General features: G+C 51.5%; 21 protein-coding genes. 8 read left to right on the plus strand and 13 right to left on the minus strand.

The window, feature by feature from the left end; translation table 11 throughout:
• The first annotated feature begins 4 nt into the window (after positions 1-4).
• The 3 genes from nusB to pgpA all read left to right on the plus strand — a co-directional run bounded on the left by nusB (position 5) and on the right by pgpA (position 1,984).
• Positions 5-424: a transcription antitermination factor NusB gene (nusB, locus tag NXT09_RS18940; protein ID WP_205552817.1), complete on the plus strand. Its 420-nt coding sequence runs from the start codon at positions 5-7 to the stop codon at positions 422-424.
• A gap of 68 nt (positions 425-492) precedes the next feature.
• Positions 493-1,473, plus strand: a complete 981-nt coding sequence (gene thiL, locus NXT09_RS18945) for a thiamine-phosphate kinase (RefSeq protein ID WP_095993932.1) — start codon at positions 493-495, stop codon at positions 1,471-1,473.
• Positions 1,448-1,984, plus strand: a complete 537-nt coding sequence (pgpA, locus tag NXT09_RS18950) for a phosphatidylglycerophosphatase A (RefSeq protein ID WP_010299080.1) — start codon at positions 1,448-1,450, stop codon at positions 1,982-1,984. The genes thiL and pgpA overlap by 26 nt, the downstream gene beginning before the upstream one ends.
• Before the next feature lie 71 nt (positions 1,985-2,055).
• Here pgpA and dxs read toward each other — a convergent pair whose 3' ends face one another.
• Genes dxs through xseB form a run of 3 tightly spaced genes read right to left on the minus strand, consistent with a single transcriptional unit; the run spans position 2,056 to position 5,096 of the window.
• On the minus strand, positions 2,056-3,921 hold the full coding sequence (gene dxs / locus NXT09_RS18955; RefSeq protein ID WP_205552816.1) for a 1-deoxy-D-xylulose-5-phosphate synthase: 1,866 nt from the start codon (positions 3,919-3,921) through the stop codon (positions 2,056-2,058).
• Between the two features lie 18 nt (positions 3,922-3,939).
• Entirely contained in the window at positions 3,940-4,851 is a 912-nt protein-coding gene (gene ispA / locus NXT09_RS18960; RefSeq protein WP_240584739.1) for a (2E,6E)-farnesyl diphosphate synthase, read from the minus strand.
• The gene (gene xseB / locus NXT09_RS18965) at positions 4,848-5,096 is read right to left on the minus strand and encodes an exodeoxyribonuclease VII small subunit (protein WP_010282080.1); all 249 of its coding nucleotides are present in this window, start codon (positions 5,094-5,096) and stop codon (positions 4,848-4,850) included. The genes ispA and xseB overlap by 4 nt, the downstream gene beginning before the upstream one ends.
• Before the next feature lie 252 nt (positions 5,097-5,348).
• Here xseB and thiI point away from each other — a divergent pair, with 252 nt between their 5' ends.
• Entirely contained in the window at positions 5,349-6,797 is a 1,449-nt protein-coding gene (thiI, locus tag NXT09_RS18970) for a tRNA uracil 4-sulfurtransferase ThiI (protein WP_119873857.1), read from the plus strand.
• A 36-nt stretch (positions 6,798-6,833) separates the two neighbouring features.
• On the opposite strand, the gene yajL is transcribed toward thiI, so the two are convergent.
• Both yajL and panE read right to left on the minus strand, forming a co-directional pair.
• On the minus strand, positions 6,834-7,424 hold the full coding sequence (yajL, locus tag NXT09_RS18975) for a protein deglycase YajL (RefSeq protein ID WP_268580866.1): 591 nt from the start codon (positions 7,422-7,424) through the stop codon (positions 6,834-6,836).
• The gene (gene panE, locus NXT09_RS18980; RefSeq protein WP_268580867.1) at positions 7,387-8,295 is read right to left on the minus strand and encodes a 2-dehydropantoate 2-reductase; all 909 of its coding nucleotides are present in this window, start codon (positions 8,293-8,295) and stop codon (positions 7,387-7,389) included. The genes yajL and panE overlap by 38 nt, the downstream gene beginning before the upstream one ends.
• Positions 8,296-8,483: 188 nt before the next feature.
• Here panE and NXT09_RS18985 point away from each other — a divergent pair, with 188 nt between their 5' ends.
• Complete coding sequence (locus NXT09_RS18985) at positions 8,484-8,975, plus strand: YajQ family cyclic di-GMP-binding protein (RefSeq protein WP_205552808.1); 492 nt, start codon at positions 8,484-8,486, stop codon at positions 8,973-8,975.
• A 55-nt stretch (positions 8,976-9,030) separates the two neighbouring features.
• Here the strand turns inward: NXT09_RS18985 and NXT09_RS18990 are convergent, their stop codons facing one another.
• The 8 genes from NXT09_RS18990 to NXT09_RS19025 all read right to left on the minus strand — a co-directional run bounded on the left by NXT09_RS18990 (position 9,031) and on the right by NXT09_RS19025 (position 18,055).
• On the minus strand, positions 9,031-10,395 hold the full coding sequence (locus NXT09_RS18990; protein WP_268580868.1) for an MFS transporter: 1,365 nt from the start codon (positions 10,393-10,395) through the stop codon (positions 9,031-9,033).
• 309 nt (positions 10,396-10,704) lie between these two features.
• A complete protein-coding gene (gene cyoE, locus NXT09_RS18995; RefSeq protein WP_039557134.1) occupies positions 10,705-11,595 on the minus strand; it encodes a heme o synthase in 891 nt (296 codons plus the stop codon).
• A 14-nt stretch (positions 11,596-11,609) separates the two neighbouring features.
• Entirely contained in the window at positions 11,610-11,942 is a 333-nt protein-coding gene (locus tag NXT09_RS19000; RefSeq protein ID WP_039490482.1) for a cytochrome o ubiquinol oxidase subunit IV, read from the minus strand.
• Entirely contained in the window at positions 11,942-12,556 is a 615-nt protein-coding gene (locus NXT09_RS19005) for a cytochrome o ubiquinol oxidase subunit III (protein ID WP_268580869.1), read from the minus strand. The genes NXT09_RS19000 and NXT09_RS19005 overlap by 1 nt, the downstream gene beginning before the upstream one ends.
• Complete coding sequence (cyoB, locus tag NXT09_RS19010; RefSeq protein ID WP_268580870.1) at positions 12,546-14,537, minus strand: cytochrome o ubiquinol oxidase subunit I; 1,992 nt, start codon at positions 14,535-14,537, stop codon at positions 12,546-12,548. Before cyoB ends, NXT09_RS19005 begins: the two co-directional genes overlap by 11 nt.
• 4 nt (positions 14,538-14,541) lie before the next feature.
• Entirely contained in the window at positions 14,542-15,504 is a 963-nt protein-coding gene (gene cyoA / locus NXT09_RS19015) for a cytochrome o ubiquinol oxidase subunit II (RefSeq protein ID WP_268580871.1), read from the minus strand.
• 425 nt (positions 15,505-15,929) lie between these two features.
• A complete protein-coding gene (ampG, locus tag NXT09_RS19020; RefSeq protein WP_268580872.1) occupies positions 15,930-17,417 on the minus strand; it encodes a muropeptide MFS transporter AmpG in 1,488 nt (495 codons plus the stop codon).
• Positions 17,418-17,476: 59 nt separating this feature from the next.
• Positions 17,477-18,055, minus strand: coding sequence for a lipoprotein (locus NXT09_RS19025; RefSeq protein WP_010304166.1), 579 nt, complete (start codon positions 18,053-18,055; stop codon positions 17,477-17,479).
• Between the two features lie 325 nt (positions 18,056-18,380).
• Between NXT09_RS19025 and bolA the strand changes: the two genes are divergently transcribed.
• The 3 genes from bolA to clpP all read left to right on the plus strand — a co-directional run bounded on the left by bolA (position 18,381) and on the right by clpP (position 21,483).
• Entirely contained in the window at positions 18,381-18,695 is a 315-nt protein-coding gene (gene bolA, locus NXT09_RS19030) for a transcriptional regulator BolA (RefSeq protein ID WP_010304170.1), read from the plus strand.
• A 314-nt stretch (positions 18,696-19,009) separates the two neighbouring features.
• Entirely contained in the window at positions 19,010-20,314 is a 1,305-nt protein-coding gene (gene tig / locus NXT09_RS19035; RefSeq protein WP_010304174.1) for a trigger factor, read from the plus strand.
• 545 nt (positions 20,315-20,859) lie between these two features.
• Positions 20,860-21,483, plus strand: coding sequence for an ATP-dependent Clp endopeptidase proteolytic subunit ClpP (gene clpP / locus NXT09_RS19040; protein WP_010282141.1), 624 nt, complete (start codon positions 20,860-20,862; stop codon positions 21,481-21,483).
• The last annotated feature ends 14 nt before the right edge of the window (positions 21,484-21,497 follow it).

Raw genomic sequence — 21,497 nt, forward strand, 5'->3', positions numbered from 1 at the left:
TTCCGTGAAACCTGCTGCTCGTCGCCGCGCTCGTGAATGTGCGGTTCAAGCGCTTTACTCCTGGCAGATATCTAAAAATGATATTGCCGATGTTGAACACCAATTCCTGAGCGAGCAGGATGTCAAAGATGTCGACATTGCCTATTTCCGTGAATTGCTGGCGGGTGTTGCCACTCAGGCTGAGAAGCTTGATCAACTGATGGCACCTTTCCTGTCTCGTCAAATTGAGGAATTGGGACAGGTTGAAAAAGCGATTCTGCGTTTGGCGATGTTTGAGCTGAGCAAGCGCGAAGACGTTCCTTACAAGGTGGCGATTAACGAGGCCATCGAACTGGCTAAAATCTTCGGTGCTGAAGATAGCCATAAGTTTGTGAATGGCGTGCTAGACAAAGCTGCTCCGAGTGTACGGAAAGGCAAGAAGTAAAATGAATCGAATCAGGGCCGGATATCCGGCCCTGATCGCTTTTGAATGATAGGCTGGCTGGAAAGGTTATGGTTGAAGGTGAGTTTGACCTTATTGCCCGCTATTTTAATCGGGTCCGAAGTTCACGTCGCGATGTTGAGTTAGGCATCGGTGATGACTGTGCGTTACTGACGGTGGCAGATAAGCAGATGCTGGCGGTAAGTACCGACACGCTGGTATCTGGCGTTCATTTCCTACCCGATATCGATCCCGCCGATCTGGGATACAAATCTCTGGCGGTCAATTTAAGCGATCTGGCTGCAATGGGCGCCGATCCTGCCTGGCTTTCTCTGGCCATTACCCTACCGAAAAGCAATAGCCAGTGGCTATCCGCCTACAGCGACAGCTTGTTTGAGCTGCTTGATTACTATGGTATGCAATTGGTGGGTGGTGATACGACGCGCGGCCCGCTGAGCCTGACGCTGACTATCCACGGTCTGGTGCCAGCAGGCCGGGCGTTGACGCGTCGCGGGGCCAGAATTGGTGACTGGATTTATGTTACGGGTTCATTAGGCGACAGCGCGGCCGGTCTGGCTATTCTCCAGAATACACTGCACGTTGATGATGAAAAGGCACGTCAGGGATTGATCCAACGTCACCTTCGTCCTCAGCCGAGAATCCTGCAAGGTCAGGCGTTGCGCGATCTTGCCAGCTCAGCTATCGATCTTTCCGACGGCCTCATCTCCGATCTACAGCATATACTTAAAGCCAGCGAGTGCGGCGCGCGTATTAATCTGGACGCGATCCCACAATCTGATTGGCTGCGGGGCTGCGTCGATGAAGAACAGGCGTTGCGTTGGGCGCTATCTGGCGGCGAAGATTATGAGTTGTGCTTTACCGTGCCGGAAATTAACCGTGGTGCGCTGGAACTGGCCTTGGGTCATCTCGGCGCTGACTACACCTGCATCGGGCAAATCGGGCCTTCCTCTGAAGGGCTACGCTTTTTCAGAGATAATAAAGCGACCGAGCTGAACTGGAAGGGGTATGACCATTTTAGCGAGCAAAACTGACTCTGCGAACAAGGCGAAGGGTGCTGAAGTGGCAAAACGCCGCTTACGGCTGAGTAATCCGTGGCACCTGCTGGCAACCGGATTTGGCAGCGGTCTGTCTCCCTGGATGCCGGGTACGGTAGGGTCGCTGGCGGCGATTCCACTGTGGTACCTCATGTCGTTCCTGCCGCTTGAATTGTATTCGCTGTTGGTCATGCTGAGCATTTGTATCGGTGTTTACCTGTGCCATCAGACCGCGAAAGATATGGGCGTTCACGATCACGGCAGCATCGTCTGGGACGAATTTGTCGGCATGTGGATTACCCTGATGGCGATTCCGGTGGATAAGTGGCAATGGGTAGCAGCTGGGTTTGTCGTCTTCCGCTGTCTGGATATCTGGAAACCCTGGCCGATTCGCTGGTTCGATCGCAACGTGCATGGCGGCATGGGAATCATGATCGACGATATCGTCGCGGGGGTTATCTCGGCGGGGATTATCTACTTTATCGGCTATCACTGGCCGATATTCTGACGTTACTGCGTTATTGAATCACTGACATTATTATTGAACCGGGGCCATGTGCCCCGGTTATCGTGAGTCGCTTATTCCATCCACTGCGTGATTCTGCGCTCGATGCCTGCGGCATCCAGACCCAGATCGACACGGATTTCTTCCTGAGAACCTTGTGGGATAAAGACGTCCGGTAGCCCAATGTTCAGCACCGGGACGGCAAGGCGTTTCGCCATCAGGAATTCATTCACGCCGCTCCCTGCACCGCCCATGACCGCATTTTCTTCCAACGTCACAAACGTGCTGTGGGACTGCGCCAGCTCTTCAAGTAATGCTTCATCCAGCGGTTTCACAAAACGCATGTCGACGAGCGTGGCGTTTAATTTCTCCGCGGCAATCTGGGCTTCCGGCAAGAGCGTCCCGAAGTTCAGAATCGCGATCGTTTCGCCCTGACGACGCACCACGCCTTTACCGATTGGCAGTTCTGATAGTGGCGTCAGTTCCGTACCCGTACCATTTCCGCGCGGATAGCGCACTGCCGTAGGGCCTTTCTGGTAGTGATAGCCCGTGTGCAGCATCTGGCGGCACTCATTTTCATCGCTGGGCGTCATGATGATCATGTTCGGGATACAGCGTAAGAAAGAGAGATCGAACGCGCCCTGATGCGTTTGCCCATCCGCACCAACAATACCGCCGCGATCGATAGCAAATAGAACCGGTAGATTCTGGATCGCCACATCGTGGATGACCTGATCGTAGGCACGCTGCAGGAAAGTGGAGTAAATGGCGACAACCGGATGATAACCACCGACAGCCAGACCGGCAGCAAACGTGACGGCATGCTGTTCGGCAATCGCGACGTCAAAATATTGCTGTGGATAGTCGCGGGAGAATTGCACCATACCCGAGCCTTCGCGCATTGCAGGCGTGATTGCCATCAGCTTGCTGTCTTTGGCGGCCGTTTCCTGTAGCCATTGACCGAAGATTTTGGAATAGGTGGGTTGGGCACCTTCTTTGCTTTTCGGCAATGTGCCGCTGGCCGGATCGAATTTCGGCACGGCGTGCCAACTGATCGGATCCTGTTCGGCAGGGGCGTAACCTTTGCCTTTCTTCGTCATGATGTGCAGGAGCTGCGGGCCTTTCAGGCTGCGCATATTTTTCAGTGTATGCGCCAGCGCCTGGACGTCATGACCATCAACTGGGCCGATATAGTTAAAACCCAGCTCTTCAAATAGCGTGCCTGGTACGACCATGCCTTTAAGGTGTTCTTCGGTGCGTTTCACCAGCTCTTTGATAGGCGGTAGGCCGGATAAGACCTTTTTACCGCCTTCGCGCAGGCTGGCGTAGAGCTTGCCGGATAACAGCTGCGCCAGATGGTTGTTCAGTGCGCCGACGTTTTCTGAAATCGACATTTCATTGTCGTTCAACACAACCAGCAGGTCGGATTTGATGTCGCCCGCATGGTTCATCGCCTCAAAGGCCATGCCTGCGGTAATCGCGCCATCACCAATCACACAAACGGTACGGCGGCCTTTACCTTCACGCTCGGCCGCAACGGCCATGCCGAGTCCGGCACTGATTGATGTTGATGAATGCCCGACGCTTAATACGTCATATTCGCTTTCATCACGCCATGGAAAAGGGTGCAAGCCGCCTTTTTGACGGATCGTTGAAATACGATCGCGACGGCCGGTAATGATCTTGTGCGGATAAGCCTGATGGCCGACATCCCACACCAGATGATCGAAAGGAGTGTTATAGACGTAATGCAGTGCAACCGTTAATTCAACCGTCCCTAACCCTGAAGCAAAATGGCCGCTTGAACGGCTGACGCTGTCCAGCAGATATTGGCGCAGCTCATCGCATAGCTTTGGCAGGCTCTCTTTCGGCAACAACCGAAGTTCATCCGGTGTTTCCACTAACGCCAATGTAGGGTACTTCGCGGTATCAAAACTCATTAGAGACTCATTAGGTAATTACTTATCGCGTTCAACGATGAAATTCGCCAGCGCTTGTAATGGGGCAATATTCAGGGGAATTGAGCTGGATGCGACGAGATCGTCAAGCGATGCCAGTGATTCCTGATAGAGCTCCTGTGCTTTTTTTCGTGCGTTATCTAACCCCAGTAAACTGGGATAGGTGCTTTTACCTAGCTGCTGGTCTGCACCCTGACGTTTGCCTGTTGTCGCGCTGTCGCCAACAACATCGAGAATATCGTCCTGAACCTGAAAAGCGAGCCCAATCGCGTTAGCGTAGCGATCCAGATGGGGCAAAGCGGCGCGGCCTGTTTCACCGGCGGCCAGTGCGCCTAGTCGGACTGCAGCGCGAATCAAGGCACCGGTTTTGTGGCGGTGAATCCGCTCTAACGCGGCCAGATCGACCTGATGACCTTCTGCTTCCAGGTCGAAAGCCTGACCACCGCACATGCCTGCTACGCCACTGGCGTGAGCCAATTCTGAGAGCATTGCCAGCCGATCGCGGTCAGAAACCTGTGGCATCGGCGCATCGGCCAAAATGGAGAACGCCAGCGTTTGCAATGCATCGCCTGCCAAAATGGCATTGGCTTCGCCAAATTTGATGTGGCAAGTCGGCTGCCCGCGGCGTAAATCGTCGTCGTCCATTGCCGGCAGATCGTCATGAATCAATGAATAGGCATGGATACATTCGACTGCTGCAGCAGGAGCATCCAGACTCTCTAACGGCATGCCAAACAGTTCGCCAGTAGTATAAACCAGAAACGGGCGCAGGCGTTTGCCTCCTAAGAGTGAGCCATACTCCATCGCATTGACCAGTGGACTACTCTGAAAGGGGAGGTCGGCGATGAAATGCCCCAACATACGGTTAGTGCGTTGGTAATGCGCATTCAGTTTCGTGCTGAAATCAGTCATAGCGAGTCGTTATCCGGCGTAAACGGTGACAGCGGCGCTTCGGGATCGTCGCTCAGCAGGATTTGTACGCGCTGTTCTGCCTGTTGCAGTTTTTGCTGACCCTGGCGAGCGAGCTGGATGCCATGCTCGAACTCATTTAGCGCATCGTCCAGCGGCAGTTCGCCTGATTCGAGGCGGGTAACAATTTTTTCCAGTTCGTTCAGAGAGCTTTCAAAGCTGACTGGCTGCTCGGTCTTCTTAGGCATAGTGGTTTCAGAATCCTGGTGTTATACGCCGTTGGCTTGTGGCGGCAGAGCGTGGTGTTGCGTGTGGCCATCCGTGGATGCGCAACAATTATACGGTTAAAGCGCACAGTATATCTTCATATAATGATATACTCCGCGCCCTGGATGCTATTGGTAAAATCATCCCTGTTCTGGCTGATTTTACCGATAACGTGATTTTAGTGCTCAGGGTAAATTTATTTACGCCTTTCTGACCAAGTAACGACAGCCACCATGAAGTTTATCATTAAATTGTTCCCGGAAATCACCATCAAGAGCCAATCTGTGCGGTTGCGCTTTATCAAGATTCTAACCGGAAACATTCGCAACGTATTAAAACACTATGATGAAACGCTGGCGGTTGTCCGTCACTGGGATCATATCGAAGTTCGGGCCAAAGACGAAAGCCAGCGTGAGGCGATTCGTGATGCGCTGACAAGAATTCCCGGCATTCACCATATTCTGGAAGTTGAAGATCACGCCTATACCGACGTGCACAATATCTTTGAACAAGCGCTGGCGCTGTACCGTGAGCGGTTGGAAGGTAAGACGTTTTGTGTGCGAGTGAAACGCCGCGGTAAGCATGAATTCAGCTCGCAGGACGTAGAACGCTACGTCGGCGGCGGTTTGAACCAGCACATTGAAACGGCGCGAGTCAACCTCACTGCACCGCAGGTCACCGTGCATCTGGAAATCGAGCAGGACCGTCTGCTGCTGATTAAAGGACGCTATGAAGGTATCGGCGGTTTCCCGATCGGTACACAAGAAGATGTGCTGTCACTGATTTCCGGTGGTTTCGACTCCGGCGTATCCAGCTATATGCTGATGCGTCGCGGATGTCGTGTGCATTACTGCTTCTTCAACCTTGGCGGTGCAGCACATGAGATTGGGGTGAAACAGGTCGCACACTATCTGTGGAACCGCTTTGGTAGCTCACATCGGGTGCGTTTTATTGCTATCGACTTCGATCCTGTCGTGGGTGAGATTCTCGAGAAGGTCGATGACGGCCAAATGGGCGTCGTGCTGAAGCGCATGATGGTGCGTGCGGCCTCCAAAGTTGCTGAGCGTTACGGTGTTCAGGCGCTGGTGACTGGTGAAGCGTTAGGGCAGGTCTCTAGCCAGACGCTGACCAACCTGCGTTTGATCGATAATGCCTCCGACACACTGATTCTGCGTCCGCTGATTTCTCATGATAAAGAGCACATTATCAAACAGGCTCGCGAACTGGGGACGGAAGATTTCGCCAAAACGATGCCGGAATACTGTGGTGTGATCTCGAAAAGCCCGACTGTGAAGGCAGTGAAAGCGAAGATTGAGGCCGAAGAAGGTCACTTTGATTTCGCTATCCTGGATCGCGTGGTGAGTGAAGCCCGGAATATTGATATCCGTGAGATCGCCGAGCAGACCAAGCAAGAGGTGGTTGAAGTCGAAACTGTCGCGTCGTTTGCACCAACCGACGTGCTGCTGGATATCCGTGCGCCGGATGAGCAGGACGATAAGCCGCTTGAACTTGATCAGGTCGAAATCAAATCCTTACCGTTCTACAAGCTGGGTACGCAGTTTGGCGATTTGGATCAGAGCAAAACCTATCTGCTTTACTGCGAGCGTGGCGTGATGAGCCGTTTACAGGCGCTGTATCTGCGTGAGCAAGGTTTTACCAATGTGAAGGTATACCGTCCGTAATAGGAATAAGGCGCGCAAGCGCCTTTCTCATTTACGCTAATCGCGATAATTATGAATTCCCGGCGGCAGGATGAGCTGTGCGGCGACGTCGGCAGCTTTTTCTTTTCCCAGCAGCAAATCAATGATCTTAAGCGCGAAATCCATGCTGGTGCCTGGCCCTTGTGTGGTTAACAGGTTCACGCGCGGATCGTAGACGACACGCTTTTCTATCCATTTTTCTGGCGCAATCTTATCCTTAAACGCAGGATAGCCCGTCATGTTTCCGACGGGGAACAGCTGATGATATTCCAGCACCAGCGCAGGCGTTGCACACATCGCAGCGACAATTTTCCCTTCCAGATGCGCTTGTCGAATGCATTCCACCAGTATTGGGCTATCGCGGAAGCACTCCGCACCTTGCAGGCCGCCCGGTAACACCAGCACATCGAAAGGCCGATCGGCGACGGTAGCCAGCGGGGCATCCGCCAGCAGCCTTACCCCGCGTGAGCAGACGATTTCAAGATTGCCATCGCTGGCTACGCTGGCAAGCGTGACCTGAATACCTGCCCGGACAAGCAAATCGATGGTCGTGACGGCTTCAGTTTCTTCACTACCAGGTGCCAGACACACCAGTGCCGATGCGGTCATAATCATTTTCCTTTTGCTTAATGTAGTCAAACAGACGGGCATTTTCGGGGAGCGTCAGGCCGTGGAGGCGCGCACGGTGTAGTAAATACCCGGTAATGTAATCAATTTCGGTATGCCGCTGAGCAATGATGTCCTGCAACATCGATGAGGTGTTTGCCGCAGTGTTCTGAATAATTTGGTTCACGTAGAGCAGCAGGCTATCTGGCGATGTGTGGAAGCCTTCTCGTTCCATGACGCTGGCCACCTCCTGACAAAGCGACACAATCAGTTCCGGGTAGGCAGAAAGTTCGCCATTAGTGCAGTGATATTTCACTGTCAGCGGATTGATGACGCAGTTAGCCGCCAGTTTCAGCCAGCAGGTGGCACTAATGTTGGTGTGCCAGGCCACATCAGGCAACGCCTGATGCAGCACTTCAGCTAAATGGCTTTGGCTGCTGTCACCGTTAAATGTGCCAATATGCGTAGTGCCTGCCGCAACGTGTACGACGTTATTGATGTCGCGTCGGGCGGCGTGGGTGGTGATACCAAGTACTAGCGGTTGTTGCAGCGGCGGTAATTCTTCCTGTGTACCCATCCCATTGTGTAAAAGCAGAATCGTGCACTGTGGGTTGAGCTGCGGCAACAGCACGGTAACGGCATCGGAAACTTGCCAGGCTTTTAGCGTCACCAGCAGAAGTTCGCTTTGGGCAAGATGATCGGGGTCGTTCGCTGTCAGGTTGAGATTACAGTGCTGACCGTCCAGCATCGTGACATTGACTGGACAATACGGTTGCGGAATGCGCAGCCATCCCTGGACATCATGCCCTTGCTGATGCAACGCGGCGAGCCAAAGCTGACCCAGCGCGCCACAGCCAAGAACGGTGATTTTCATGTACGTCTCCCCTATTTGATGCGGGCGCTGTCGTTCTGCCATCATAGGCTATCATTCATGTCACGATCTTGTGTTATTCGGCCTGTTTGCCGGATGACGAGTAAAAATCGGGATTGTATCTGGCATCTTGCTTATCGCAGAAGAGCGGTTATTATGCTCGCCAGCCAAATTTGTCAGGAGAGCGAATTATGCCATCTTTCGATATTGTTTCGGAAATTGATATGCAGGAAGTCCGTAACGCGGTGGAAAATGCGACACGCGATCTGAGCACCCGTTGGGATTTTCGTAATGTTCCGGCCAGCTTTGAACTGAATGAGAAATCACAGAGTATCAAAGTGGCCAGCGAGTCTGATTTTCAGGTGCAACAGCTGATTGATATTATGCGCGAAAAGTTGCTGAAACGCGGGATTGAAGGCGGTGCGTTAGACGTCCCGGAAGAGTTCGAGCATAGCGGTAAAACGTACAGCGTGGAAGCGAAGCTGAAGCAGGGCATTGAGACCACGCAGGCGAAGAAAATCGTCAAGCTGATCAAAGACAGCAAACTGAAAGTGCAGGCGCAGATTCAGGGTGAACAGGTTCGCGTCACCGGTAAATCACGCGATGATTTGCAGGGTGTGATGGCGTTGATTCGCGGCGGGAATCTGGGGCAACCGTTCCAGTTTACCAACTTCCGCGATTGATACTTTTAGTCAGCCACCGATGAACAAAAAGGCCAGCGAAAGCTGGCCTTTCTATTTAGTTCTGTCCTACCAACTGCTCTAACTGCTGCCGATTGGTCTTTTTGTTATCGATCTTCACATAGGCACTCTGTTCATCCGGCACGACGACAACTTCTGCAACGCCGGGTTGGGTACGTATTTTCTGTTCCAATTCACTATCGCGCAGCGCTAAATCAGGCAGGGTAATTCTCAGGCTGCTGAGATAAGGCGGTTCTTGCATGGTGAAGCTGACGAGCAGCCAGATGGCTGCAATGGCCGCGCCAGCCATGAATACGGCAGAGGCACCATAAAGTTCAAACAGTCCGCCGCCGAGGCTCCCGCCAATGGCTACACCGATAAACTGCGTGGTGGAGTAAACTCCCATTGCGGTGCCTTTATATCCCGCAGGTGATTCCTTGCTAATCAGCGAAGGCAGCAGCGCTTCCATGACGTTGAAGGCGAGGAAGAACAACTGTACGCCGATGATAATTTGCCAAAGATGGTTACCCGCCGCCCATAAGACAACCTCTGCCGCGATCAGTACCACGATGCAGCCGATGAAGACCCGCTTCATGCGTCTTTTCACTTCAGCATAAATGATGAAAGGCACGACGCCGGCAAAAGAGATCAGCATCGTGGTCAGATAGACTTTCCAATGGTCCTGCGGTGCCAGCCCCACCGATTCCATTACGCGCGGCAGGGCGACGAAGCTCGACATCAATAAAATATGCAGACACATGATGCCGATATTCAGTTTCAGCAGGCGGCTATTGCTGAGCACTTTGCGGAAACTGCCACGCACCATCGCCGATTCTCGATTCAGAACGTGCTCAGGTGCGGAAGGAATCAGCGTCAGGGTTATGACAATACCTGCGAGTGACAGAAGGGCGATGCCCCAGAAGAGCGCCTGTAGACCGAAGGCGTGGGTAACGATAGGCCCAACGACCATCGCGATAGCAAAGGTGACGCCGAAGCTCACACCGATGAACGCCATGGCTTTGGTTCGGTTCTGCTCACGCGTCAGGTCGGAAAGCAGCGCCATAACGGCAGCGGAGATGGCTCCCGCGCCTTGCAGTGCCCGGCCAAGGATAATGCCCCAGATAGAGTCGCTCAGTGCAGCGATGACGCTACCGAGAGCAAAAATCAGCAATCCCCCAACGATCAGGGGTTTTCTGCCGATGCGGTCAGAGGCCAGGCCGAAGGGAATCTGGAAAATAGCCTGCATCAGGCCATAAATGCCAATTGCAATACCGATCAGCGCTTCACTGGCACCCTGTAAGGCCATGCCGTAAGTTGTCAGGACGGGCAACACCATAAACATGCCAAGCATGCGTAGTGAAAAAACGGCTCCTAAGCCCCATGTGGCGCGTAATTCGCCAGGGGTCATTTTATTATCGTTCATGTGTACCTCTGAAAAGCAATTACCCTATTTTAGTGTGTTCTTGGTCAGACAGTAAACGATAGGTTTGTTACGTGATTTGGCGGGGGAAAAAGTAGGGGAGGGGAAAGAAAAAAACGCAGGGAGCGTTTTTCAACGTCGCTTTTGCGACGGCCCGAAGGGGGAGAGCAGGAAGCTCGACATAAAAAATGCAGGGAGCATTTTCCAACATTGCTTGTGACGGCCGTGAAGGGGGGCGTGCAGAAAATACGACATAAAAAAACAGGCGGACAAGCCACCTGTTTTTATTAATGCATGCAACGCTGCTTGTGATTAACGCAGGTAGGTCAGCATGATTTCATGCGCTGGTGCCATTGAATCCACAGACATCATGACGCTCAGCGAGGTAATCGCGACAATCGAGAAAACAAACAGTTTTCTTGCCCATACACGGTCATCAATCGCATTTTTATAGCCTGACAGCGCCATACCCAACCACCAGACGCTAACTGCTGCGGCAACGATCAGATATTTATAGCCGGCATAGCCGCCGAGAGACAGCATCAGGGTCGCTACTGCAAACGCCACGATGTACAGCGTGATGTGGTGTTTCGCAACGGAGATACCTTTCACAACAGGCAGTACCGGGATGTTGGCGGCCTGATAATCCTTGAAGCGGAAAATCGCAATCGCGTATGAATGCGGCATCTGCCACAGGCTAAAGATCAGCAGCAGAATCAACGCGCCAGCGTCGAACTGGTTGCTGACGGCACAGTAACCGATAACCGGTGGTGCCGCGCCCGACAGGCTGCCAATCAGCGTGCCATAAACAGAATGCCGCTTCATGTACAGGCTATACACACCGACATACACGACGAAGCCCATCACCGCCAGCCACATGGCCAGCGGGTTAGCCGCGATGTAGAGCAGAGCAAAGCCCGCAATACCTAACAGCGATGCGTAAACCAGCGTTACCTTCAGCGAAATCAGTCCCTTTACCAGAACCCGATTTTTGGTTCTCTCCATTTTCTTGTCGATGTCGCGGTCAATGACGTTGTTAAACACGCAGCCAGATGCAACGACGAACGACACACCCACGAGGGTGGCGAAAAACAGGGGATAATCAATGCGGCCTTGGGCCGCAAGGAGAAATCCACCGATAACGGAAATCAGATTTCCGAAAATAATTCCTGGTTTAGTAACTTGCAGGTATTGCTTAATCATCTTTTACGGCTCTGTTACTGGATCATCATATTGTGGTGTGCGCTCATCATAATCCAGATGGAGCCCACGACGACAATAGCGATAATCAGGACGGCAAACACAAGAGCCACCACGTTCCAGCGCTCTTCTGAGGACGTATTCAGGTGCAGGAAGTACACCAGATGTACCAGAATCTGAACCACTGCACATCCCACCACCGTGAAAAGAATGGCGCTATGTGAGGCTGTGCCGCTCATGACCATACTGAAAGGAATCACTGTCAAAATTACAGACAGAACAAAACCTATCACGTATGACTTCACGCTGCCGTGGCTGGCACCTGCATGATCGGTTGTTGAATGACTCATTACATTGCCCCCAGCAGATAAACAACGGTGAAGACACAGATCCATACCACGTCGAGGAAGTGCCAGAACAGACTCAGGCACATCAGACGTGTTTTGTTGGTTGCAGTCAGGCCACGTTTAGAGACCTGAATCATCATGATGACCAACCAAATCAGACCGCCTGTTACGTGCAGCCCGTGGGTGCCGACCAGTGCGAAGAAGGCGGACAGGAACGCGCTGCGATCCGGGCCATAGCCTTCCACGATCAGGTGATGGAATTCATAGATTTCCATCCCGATAAACACCAGACCGAACAGGAAGGTCACGCCTAACCAGGTATTAACCTGAGATTTGTTGCCCTTGTTCATGGCGATCATCGCCATGCCGTAGGTAATACTACTGAACAACAGCGCGAACGTTTCCACCAGCACGAAAGGCAGTTGGAAAAGCTCTTTCCCGGTTGGGCCACCCGCAGTACCGTTAACCAGTACCGCATAGGTTGCGAACAGTGACCCGAAAATGATCAGGTCGCTCATCAGGTAGACCCAGAAGCCGAATACTTTGTTGGCTCCTGCGTCGTGGTGCCCATGCTCGGCATGGGCAGTATTGTGGTTAGTCAGAGTTTCAGTTGACATGTTTCACGCCTGCCTTACTGAGTTGATCAAAATTCTGATTCTCAATTTGCTCAATTTCTTTAATCGGCACGTAGTAATCCACGTCTTGATTAAAGCTATGCACAATCCAGGTCACAATCATGCCAGCGAAGCCAGCGATGGCAAGCCACCAGATATGCCAGATCATGGCAAAACCGAATACCAGGCTGAATGCGGAGATAATCACACCGGCGCCGGTGTTCTTCGGCATGTGAATCTCTTCATAGCTGGCAGGGCGCTTGTAAGCTTCACCTTTCTCTTTCGCTTCCCAGAACGCATCACGCTCGTCAACATGCGGCACGACAGCGAAGTTGTAGAACGGCGCAGGAGAAGAAGTTGCCCACTCCAGCGTACGTCCACCCCACGGGTCGCCCGTCAGGTCACGGTTTTGGTGACGGTCACGGATACTGACGTAGAACTGGATAACCTGACACAGCACACCGATACCGATCAAGACCGCACCGATGGAAGCCACGACCAGTAAGGCGTGGAATTCAGGGTTGATTTGCTGGCTCAGACGACGCGTCATCCCCATGAAGCCGAGGACGTACAGCGGCATGAAGGCAACGAAGAAGCCGATAATCCAGAACCAGAACGCGCGCTTACCCCAGGTTTCGTTCAGGGTGAAGCCAAAGGCTTTCGGGAACCAGTAAGTAATACCCGCGAAGCAACCGAACACCACGCCGCCGATGATCACGTTATGGAAGTGAGCAATCAGGAACAGGCTGTTGTGCAGGACAAAGTTCGCGCCCGGTACGGCCAGCAGAACCCCGGTCATCCCACCGATGGTGAAGGTGATGATGAAGCCTGTGGTCCACAGCATCGTAGAGTGGGACTGGATACGGCCTTGATACATGGTGAACAGCCAGTTGAAGATTTTAACCCCGGTCGGGATTGAAATAATCATGGTGGCTATACCAAAGAAGGCGTTGACGTTCGCGCCGGACCCCATGGTAAAGAAGTGGTGCAGCCAAACGATGAACGACAGAACCGTAATCGCAATGGTTGCCCATACCAGTGAGGTGTAGCCAAACAGACGTTTTTTACAGAAGGTGGCAACCACTTCGGAGTAAACACCAAAGATCGGCAGCACCAGAATATAAACCTCAGGATGACCCCACGCCCAAATCAGGTTGATGTACATCATCATGTTGCCACCCATATCATTGGTAAAGAAATGGGTGCCGAGGTAACGGTCAAGCGTCAGCAGCGCAATGGTAACGGTCAATATCGGGAATGCGGCGATGATCAGCACGTTGGTACACAGTGCTGTCCAGGTAAATACTGGCATTTTCATCAGCGTCATGCCAGGCGCACGCATCTTCAGAATAGTAGCGAAGAAGTTAACACCCGTCAGCGTAGTACCGATACCGGATATCTGTAGACTCCATATCCAGTAATCTACCCCGACGCCAGGACTGTACTCCTTACCTGACAGCGGCGGATACGCCACCCAACCCGTCTGTGCGAACTCGCCGACCCCAAGAGAGAGGTTGATCAAGATAACGCCGACAACAAACAGCCAGAAGCTGAGGGAGTTCAGGAAGGGGAAAGCAACGTCACGCGCACCGATCTGCAAAGGAACCGCAAGGTTCATCAGACCAACGACAAACGGTGTCGCCACAAAGAAGATCATGATGACACCGTGCGCGGTGAAAATCTGATCGTAGTGGTGAGCGTTTAGGAAGCCTTCTTGCCCGGCAGAGGCCAGCACCTGCTGGCCACGCATCATGATGGCATCGGCAAAACCACGTATCATCATCACCAGACCGACGATGATGTACATGATACCGATTTTCTTGTGGTCTACGGAGGTGAACCATTCGGCCCACAGCCATTTCCACTTACCGAAATAGGTTATTGCCGCCAGCAGCCCAAGGCCGCCAACGATGATCGCCGCCACGGTGACCATAATAATGGGTTCGTGATACGGAACCGCATCGAGTGTAAGTTTTCCGAACATCGTATTATCCCTCGGCTCCTTTGTGCGAGCTATGCTCGCCCATGTTCATACCCTCACCGTGTTGCATGTTTTCGTCGGGCTTCATGCCTTCACCATGATGTTGCATGTTCATGTCGCTGCCTGTGAATTTGCGAATAATATTATTAAACAAATCCGGCTGGACACTGGAGAAGTATTCGACAGGATGGAATTCACTTGGTTTAGCCAAAGCGTTGAATTCATCCATGGTATTCAGTGTCTTAGGGGACGACCGAACGTTCGCAACCCACTGGTCGAACTCTTGTTGAGTTGGCGTAGCAATCGCGGTGAACTTCATACCAGAGAAGCCTTTACCACTATAACCGCCAGAGATACCGTCATATTTGCCCGGTTCGTTAGCGATCAGGTGGAGCTTCGTCTGCATTCCGGCCATGGCATAGATTTGTCCGCCAAGACGAGGGATGAAGAAGGAGTTCATCACGGAGTCGGATGTAATCTTGAACGCAACAGGTACGTTGGCAGGGAAAGCCAGTTCGTTAACCGTCGCGATACCCAGATCCGGGTAAACAAACAGCCATTTCCAGTCAAGCGAAACAACTTCGACATTGATAGGTTTGACGTCTGACACCAGTGGCTTATAGGGATCAAGCGAGTGGGTCGTCTTCCAGGTAATCGTGCCAAGAATGACGATAATGATAATTGGTACAGTCCAAACTACTGCTTCTATCTTATTGGAGTGTGACCAGTTCGGGGTATATTTTGCCTTTTCATTGGAAGCACGGAACTTCCAGGCAAAAGCTATCGTCATAACGATAACGGGAATCACAACGATCAACATCAGCCCGATGGCAGTCAGTATTAACGATCTTTGCTCTAACCCGATCTCTCCTTTGGGGTTCATCAGCGCCATATCGCAACCGCTCAGTAGAGCAGTGGCTGCAAATAAAGACAGCATCCCAAAAATTGTATTGTATTTCTTGAGTCTCATCTAGCGACCTCAATAACAAGGGCTCTATTGTCATTTTACGCGAGCGGGCATTTTACGGGAAGGTTACTGCACTGTAAACATGATTAAGGTTATGTCAGCCGTTTGTTGCTGTTTTTTGCCCTTAATGTCACAAAGATAGCCAAAATAAAAATGGTATTGAAAAACAGCAAATTAAGAGGCTACCCCGATAAGAGTATGGATGGATAATAAGAAATTACAACTCACCGTAACGCTTATTTTCTATTTCCGATTTAGTGAAAATTTTTGTTCAATCTGCGTTTTTGATGACAAATGAAATTAGTTCTGACGGATTTTACGAGGAAATAAAATTCCCGCTAGCAAGATAATTATGGGAAAAATAATTAAATAAAGGAACGATGTAATAGATTCAGGCAGCAGATGAGCACTGCCTGAACGAATAGTAGTCAGTGTACTGACGGTTTTGACGCCCGCCTGAGTGACAGGTAATCCAACAAGCTACCGACGAAAATGCCCAGCAGAGCGAGTGCGCCGCCTGCTGCAAGCAGGTATTCTGCCAGCTCTGGCAGTGAGGACCATTCCAGCGCATTGCTGATCAGCAGCATGAGCCACAATGCCAGCACGATCACCCCCAATCCCAACACATGTAAGGCCTTCCTGTAATAATTTTGGAAGTGTGTACGCAACTGAAAGGTGTCGGTTTTCTGGGTGAATTCCAGCGTCTCACGGCAAATCATCAGGATGGCCAGGCCCGGTAATGCGGCCAAAATCGAGAACAGATAGAACCATGCCCAGCCGTAGGATTCGACAAACCAGCCTGCGATAGGGCCAACGTAAACCCGTCCGACGGCGGCAAGGGCGGAGAGCAGAGCAAACTGTGTGGCTGAGAACGACTTATTACACAGCGTCATCAATAATGCGACGAATGCTGCTGTCCCCATACCGCCGCAGAGATTTTCCAGAAAAACAGCGGTAGCCATGGTGAACAGATTTTTGGCAGTGATAGCCAGCAGCCAGTACCCCGCGTTAGACACGGCCTGAAGAATACCAAACAGCATCAGCGCTCTGAACAAGGAGAGCCGCTGCATCAATAATCCGCCGTAAATGGCTCCCACGATGGTGGCGAAGAGTCCAAGCGTCTTATTAACCAGCCCGACATCACCGGCATTGAAACCAACGCCGCGTATCAGGAAGGTTGTCGTCAGGCTGACCGCAAAGGCATCACCGAGCTTGTATAACACGATAAGCAGAAGAATGAGCCAGGCGTTGTTGCGTGCGAAGAAATCGCGCAGGGGGGCAACAATCGCTTGCTCCATGCTGCGCGGCGCTGGCCGGCTATTCAGTGGTTCCGGTGCGAACAGGGTCGCGAACACACCGATCAGCATGAGTCCTGCCATTAACCAATAGGTGGCCTGCCAGCCGAAATAGCGATCGGCCATCCACAACGCCAGTCCACCAGAAACCAGCATCGCCAGACGATAACCTAATACTGAGGTGGCTGCGCCCGTACCGCGTTCTTCTGGAGGAAGTAAATCCGTCTTATAAGCATCAAAAACAATGTCCTGAGACGCGGAGCAGAACGCAACCAGAACCGCCAGCGCAGCCAGCCACCAGAGATCGCGAGCCGGGTTCATAAATCCCATACCAATAATGGCAGCAATCAGCAGAAGTTGACTGAGTATCAGCCAGCCGCGGCGTCGGCCGAGAAACGGTGGGGTATAGCGGTCCATCAGCGGGGACCACAGGAACTTGAATACGTAGGCTTGACCCACCAAAGAGAAGAAACCAATGGTTTTCAGATCGACATTCTCGACGGTCATCCAGGCTTGCAATGTGCCGGATGTCAATGCCAGTGGTAAGCCGGAAGCGAAGCCAAGCAACAGCATAAAAAGCGAATTACGTTGGCTGAACAAAGCAATGATGCGACTAAACATGAAGAGTCCTTTCCCTTGCTCCGTGAGCGTTCAGGAGCAAGGGAAGCGGCGTACAGAAATTAACGGGCGTTTTCTTTGATAAAGCTACTAACGGTTGTGTCTTGCGCCATGTCGTTGATGACATCGCCTAACACCGTGTTAACGGCATTGGTAATGTTCTCATTATTGGCAGTAAACGCGCCCTGAACGTTATAGGTTGAGCGGTAGTTCTTCACCTGCTTGTTGCCATTTGCCGCCTGAGAAATGATGGAGATATCCGCTTTGGTGGTGATGTTGTAGCGCAGGTTGCCTTCGGATACATCGGCGTACAGGTGGTTAACCACGATCTGCAAGGCTACCGGGCCACCAGTACCGATCATGTAACCACGCGCGGTCATTTGTTTCTCCAGCGCTTCTTGCAACAGGAAACGCAGATCGCGAGAAGGCGTCAGCGTAATCAGTTGGCCATCGCGATTCACTTTCGCCAGAGCCTGATCGGCGCGTTGGTCTGCACCATTGATACTAATCGTTACGCCCATCAGCGTTGGGTCCTGGGAAGGCACGCTGATTTTGGGGGTGATGTTCAGCGTGTTGCTTTTTGCTGCACATCCTGCAAGCAGAATGACGGCCAGAAGAGGGAAAAATAATTTTTTTAACATTCGTATTTTCTCAGTAATGATTAGTGTGGTGAGCTGACAAATATTGTTGATATCATATCATCGCCACAGGCAGGAAAAAGAGCCGATAGCAGGTAAATTGTCCTGAAATTCATCTTTTTCATACCGTTGACCCGGAAAAACGTTTTTATCACATCAATACCGCCGATGATATATCCACCCTTCGCGACCCTTTTTCTTCTTTAGTTATGCCGCCCTGACGCATAACAGATTGAAAAAACGCTAAGGTTATACTGATTCGGACATCGGTGAATGACAGCAATGTCGCGTTGATATCACATTTTCCCCAAGCCGAAAGGGTAGTTGTATGATGCGTGAAACGATAGAAGAAAAGCTGCGTGTGGGTTTTGAACCCGTTCATTTAGAAGTGACTGATGAGAGCTATCGCCACAACGTGCCTGCGGGAGCGGAAAGTCATTTTAAAGTTGTGCTGGTCAGCGATAAATTCACGGGCGAACGTGTGATTGGGCGGCATCGCGCAGTCTATGCCGTACTGGCTGAGGAACTGGCAGGTTCGGTGCATGCGTTAGCGTTACATACCTATTCGACAAAAGAGTGGGTCAGCTTGCAAAATGCCGTACCTTCTTCACCGCCTTGCGGTGGCGCTGGCATCCTTTCTTAAGTCATTAATATGGCCCGTTCCTGACATATCGGGGCGGGTTACTGACAAAAGTGTGAATCTGTTGCTGTAATAGTCTGCCCGCCGTTCTCGACTCATCCCCTCTATATCGCTATAATGCTGCGTCTATTTTTCCTGAATGTATTCGGGACGCTTCTGACTACAGGGACGGGGTTGGCAATTTCCCGGTTCTGCGAGGTTTATTTAAGCCTGTGCGCCTTGGTGCCAGCGCTGAATCAGCCCTGCTGTCGTGAGAGTTTTCGTCGCGAGAATAGTTTTGGGGTTGACCGATCACTGTGATTTTTTGAGGTAACAAGATGCAAGTTTCAGTTGAAACCACTCAAGGTCTGGGACGTCGCGTAACGATTACCGTTGCTGCTGACATCATTGAGAGTGCGGTGAAGAGCGAGCTGGTCAACGCGGCCAAAAAAGTACGTATTGACGGTTTTCGTAAAGGCAAAGTGCCGATGAATGTTGTTGCTCAGCGTTATGGTGCCTCCGTGCGTCAGGACGTATTGGGTGACCTGATGCAGCGCAACTTTGTTGACGCGATCATCAAAGAAAAAATTAATCCGGTTGGCGCGCCTAACTATATCCCTGGCGAATATGCTGTAGGCGGCGACTTCACTTACTCTGTTGAGTTTGACGTGTACCCGGAAATCGAACTGAAAGGTCTGGATGCGATCGAAGTTGAAAAACCGGTTGTTGAAGTGACTGATGCTGACGTTGATACCATGCTGGACACGCTGCGTAAGCAACAGGCAACCTGGAAAGAAACCGACCGCGCTGCGGCTGCGGAAGATCGTGCAACGATCGATTTCACTGGCTCTATCGACGGTGAAGTCTTTGAAGGCGGAAAAGCGTCCGACTTCGTTCTGGCAATGGGCCAGAACCGCATGATCCCAGGCTTTGAAGATGGCATCGTTGGACACAAAGCCGGTGAAGAATTCACTATCGACGTGAACTTCCCAGAAGATTACCACGCTGAAAACCTGAAAGGAAAAGCGGCTCAGTTCGCTATCGTCCTGAAGAAAGTTGAAGAGCGTGAGCTGCCTGAACTGACTGAAGAATTCATCAAACGTTTCGGCGTGGCTGATGGTTCTCAGGAAGGTCTGCGTGCTGAAGTTCGTAAAAATATGGAACGTGAGCTGAAAGGCGCGGTGCGTAACCGTGTGAAAACTCAGGTTCTGGACGGACTGATCAACGCTAACGAAATCGACGTGCCAGTTGCACTGATCGATGGCGAAATCGACGTTCTGCGCCGTCAGGCTGCACAGCGTTTTGGCGGCAACGAGAAGCAAGCGCAGGAATTACCGCGTGAGCTGTTCGAAGAGCAAGCTAAACGCCGTGTTGTTATCGGTCTGCTGCTGGGCGAAGTGATCAGCACCAATGAGCTGAAAGCTGACGAAGCACGCGTTAATGCACTGATCGAAGAGATGGCTTCTGCTTACGAAGATCCGCAGGAAGTTATCGAGTTCTACAGCAAAAACAAAGAGCTGCTGAACAACATGCGTAACGTTGCTCTGGAAGAGCAAGCGGTAGAAACCGTACTTGCTAAAGCGAAAGTTGTTGAGAAATCAGTAAGCTTCAACGAGCTGATGAATCAAACGACTACGGCATAAACCTTGTTGATATCAACATTGTTTATTGCGTAGCGGGGATATTTCCCTATCAAAAGCCCGTGCCTTATGGCGCGGGCTTTTTGCTTCTAGCGTTCGCAATATTGATGATTTTCGTTTAGGCAGTACTTAACTCCGGCGTTTAGCGCCTCCGCCAGTGAATCGACGAGATATGGTCGCCTGAAATTGCACTATTATTAACTCAGGTAGAGAATTTGTTAGGTCAGGCAACGAGTTAAACCACAATGTTGCCGTGCCGATAACGTGTTAAGAATAAAATAATTGGCTCTTTAATAGAGAACGATTGATAGTGTAAGCTTGAAATACAATGCGTGTGCCCCCACTCACTGAAGAGGAAAAGTGGGCACAGCAGGTAAGGATTCTCGGCCGTATGGGTTGTTCAACTGGGGTGGGGCAGGGTTCCATAGTCATCCCTCTCTATCTCTAGTAGAATTGAGTAATACTATGATTGAACAGCGCAATGATTGAACAGCGCAATGATTGAACAACGCTAAGAGTGCCGGACGCATTTTATCTAGGAGACGTGAATGTCATACAGTGGCGAACAAGAAAGACAAGCACCTCATATGGCGTTAGTGCCGATGGTGGTTGAACAGACCTCGCGTGGGGAACGTTCTTACGATATCTATTCCCGTCTGCTAAAAGAACGGATAATCTTCCTGACTGGTCAGGTCGAAGATCACATGGCGAACCTGGTTGTGGCACAGATGCTGTTTCTGGAAGCCGAAAACCCAGAAAAAGACATTTATCTGTACATTAACTCTCCAGGTGGCGTTATTACTGCCGGTATGTCCATCTATGACACCATGCAGTTTATCAAGCCGGATGTCAGCACGATCTGTATGGGACAAGCCTGTTCCATGGGCGCGTTCCTGTTGACCGCGGGAGCCAAAGGTAAACGTATTTGCTTGCCTAACTCGCGCGTCATGATTCACCAGCCGTTGGGCGGCTTCCAAGGGCAGGCAACGGATATTGAAATCCATGCCAAAGAAATACTGAAAGTGAAAGCCAAGATGAATGAGCTGATGGCGAAACATACGGGTCAGCCTCTTGAAGCGATAGAGAGAGACACCGAGCGCGATCGTTTCCTCTCTGCCAGTGAGGCAGTAGACTACGGTTTGGTAGACTCCGTATTCACTAACCGCGGGTAATCATTCGCCATCGT

The sequence above is a fragment of the Pectobacterium jejuense genome, from assembly GCF_026800125.1.
GTDB classification, from domain to species: Bacteria; Pseudomonadota; Gammaproteobacteria; order Enterobacterales; family Enterobacteriaceae; genus Pectobacterium; species Pectobacterium jejuense.

What these genes read in the sequence shown, in the direction of transcription:
- thiL (WP_095993932.1), top strand. Translation starts at nt 493, where the DNA reads ATGGTTGAAGGTGAGTTTGACCTTATTGCCCGCTATTTTAATCGGGTC.
- pgpA (WP_010299080.1), top strand. Translation starts at nt 1,448, where the DNA reads ATGACCATTTTAGCGAGCAAAACTGACTCTGCGAACAAGGCGAAGGGT.
- dxs (WP_205552816.1), bottom strand. Translation starts at nt 3,921, where the DNA reads ATGAGTTTTGATACCGCGAAGTACCCTACATTGGCGTTAGTGGAAACA.
- ispA (WP_240584739.1), bottom strand. Translation starts at nt 4,851, where the DNA reads ATGACTGATTTCAGCACGAAACTGAATGCGCATTACCAACGCACTAAC.
- xseB (WP_010282080.1), bottom strand. Translation starts at nt 5,096, where the DNA reads ATGCCTAAGAAGACCGAGCAGCCAGTCAGCTTTGAAAGCTCTCTGAAC.
- thiI (WP_119873857.1), top strand. Translation starts at nt 5,349, where the DNA reads ATGAAGTTTATCATTAAATTGTTCCCGGAAATCACCATCAAGAGCCAA.
- yajL (WP_268580866.1), bottom strand. Translation starts at nt 7,424, where the DNA reads ATGACCGCATCGGCACTGGTGTGTCTGGCACCTGGTAGTGAAGAAACT.
- panE (WP_268580867.1), bottom strand. Translation starts at nt 8,295, where the DNA reads ATGAAAATCACCGTTCTTGGCTGTGGCGCGCTGGGTCAGCTTTGGCTC.
- NXT09_RS18985 (WP_205552808.1), top strand. Translation starts at nt 8,484, where the DNA reads ATGCCATCTTTCGATATTGTTTCGGAAATTGATATGCAGGAAGTCCGT.
- NXT09_RS18990 (WP_268580868.1), bottom strand. Translation starts at nt 10,395, where the DNA reads ATGAACGATAATAAAATGACCCCTGGCGAATTACGCGCCACATGGGGC.
- cyoE (WP_039557134.1), bottom strand. Translation starts at nt 11,595, where the DNA reads ATGATTAAGCAATACCTGCAAGTTACTAAACCAGGAATTATTTTCGGA.
- NXT09_RS19000 (WP_039490482.1), bottom strand. Translation starts at nt 11,942, where the DNA reads ATGAGTCATTCAACAACCGATCATGCAGGTGCCAGCCACGGCAGCGTG.
- NXT09_RS19005 (WP_268580869.1), bottom strand. Translation starts at nt 12,556, where the DNA reads ATGTCAACTGAAACTCTGACTAACCACAATACTGCCCATGCCGAGCAT.
- cyoB (WP_268580870.1), bottom strand. Translation starts at nt 14,537, where the DNA reads ATGTTCGGAAAACTTACACTCGATGCGGTTCCGTATCACGAACCCATT.
- cyoA (WP_268580871.1), bottom strand. Translation starts at nt 15,504, where the DNA reads ATGAGACTCAAGAAATACAATACAATTTTTGGGATGCTGTCTTTATTT.
- ampG (WP_268580872.1), bottom strand. Translation starts at nt 17,417, where the DNA reads ATGTTTAGTCGCATCATTGCTTTGTTCAGCCAACGTAATTCGCTTTTT.
- NXT09_RS19025 (WP_010304166.1), bottom strand. Translation starts at nt 18,055, where the DNA reads ATGTTAAAAAAATTATTTTTCCCTCTTCTGGCCGTCATTCTGCTTGCA.
- bolA (WP_010304170.1), top strand. Translation starts at nt 18,381, where the DNA reads ATGATGCGTGAAACGATAGAAGAAAAGCTGCGTGTGGGTTTTGAACCC.
- tig (WP_010304174.1), top strand. Translation starts at nt 19,010, where the DNA reads ATGCAAGTTTCAGTTGAAACCACTCAAGGTCTGGGACGTCGCGTAACG.
- clpP (WP_010282141.1), top strand. Translation starts at nt 20,860, where the DNA reads ATGTCATACAGTGGCGAACAAGAAAGACAAGCACCTCATATGGCGTTA.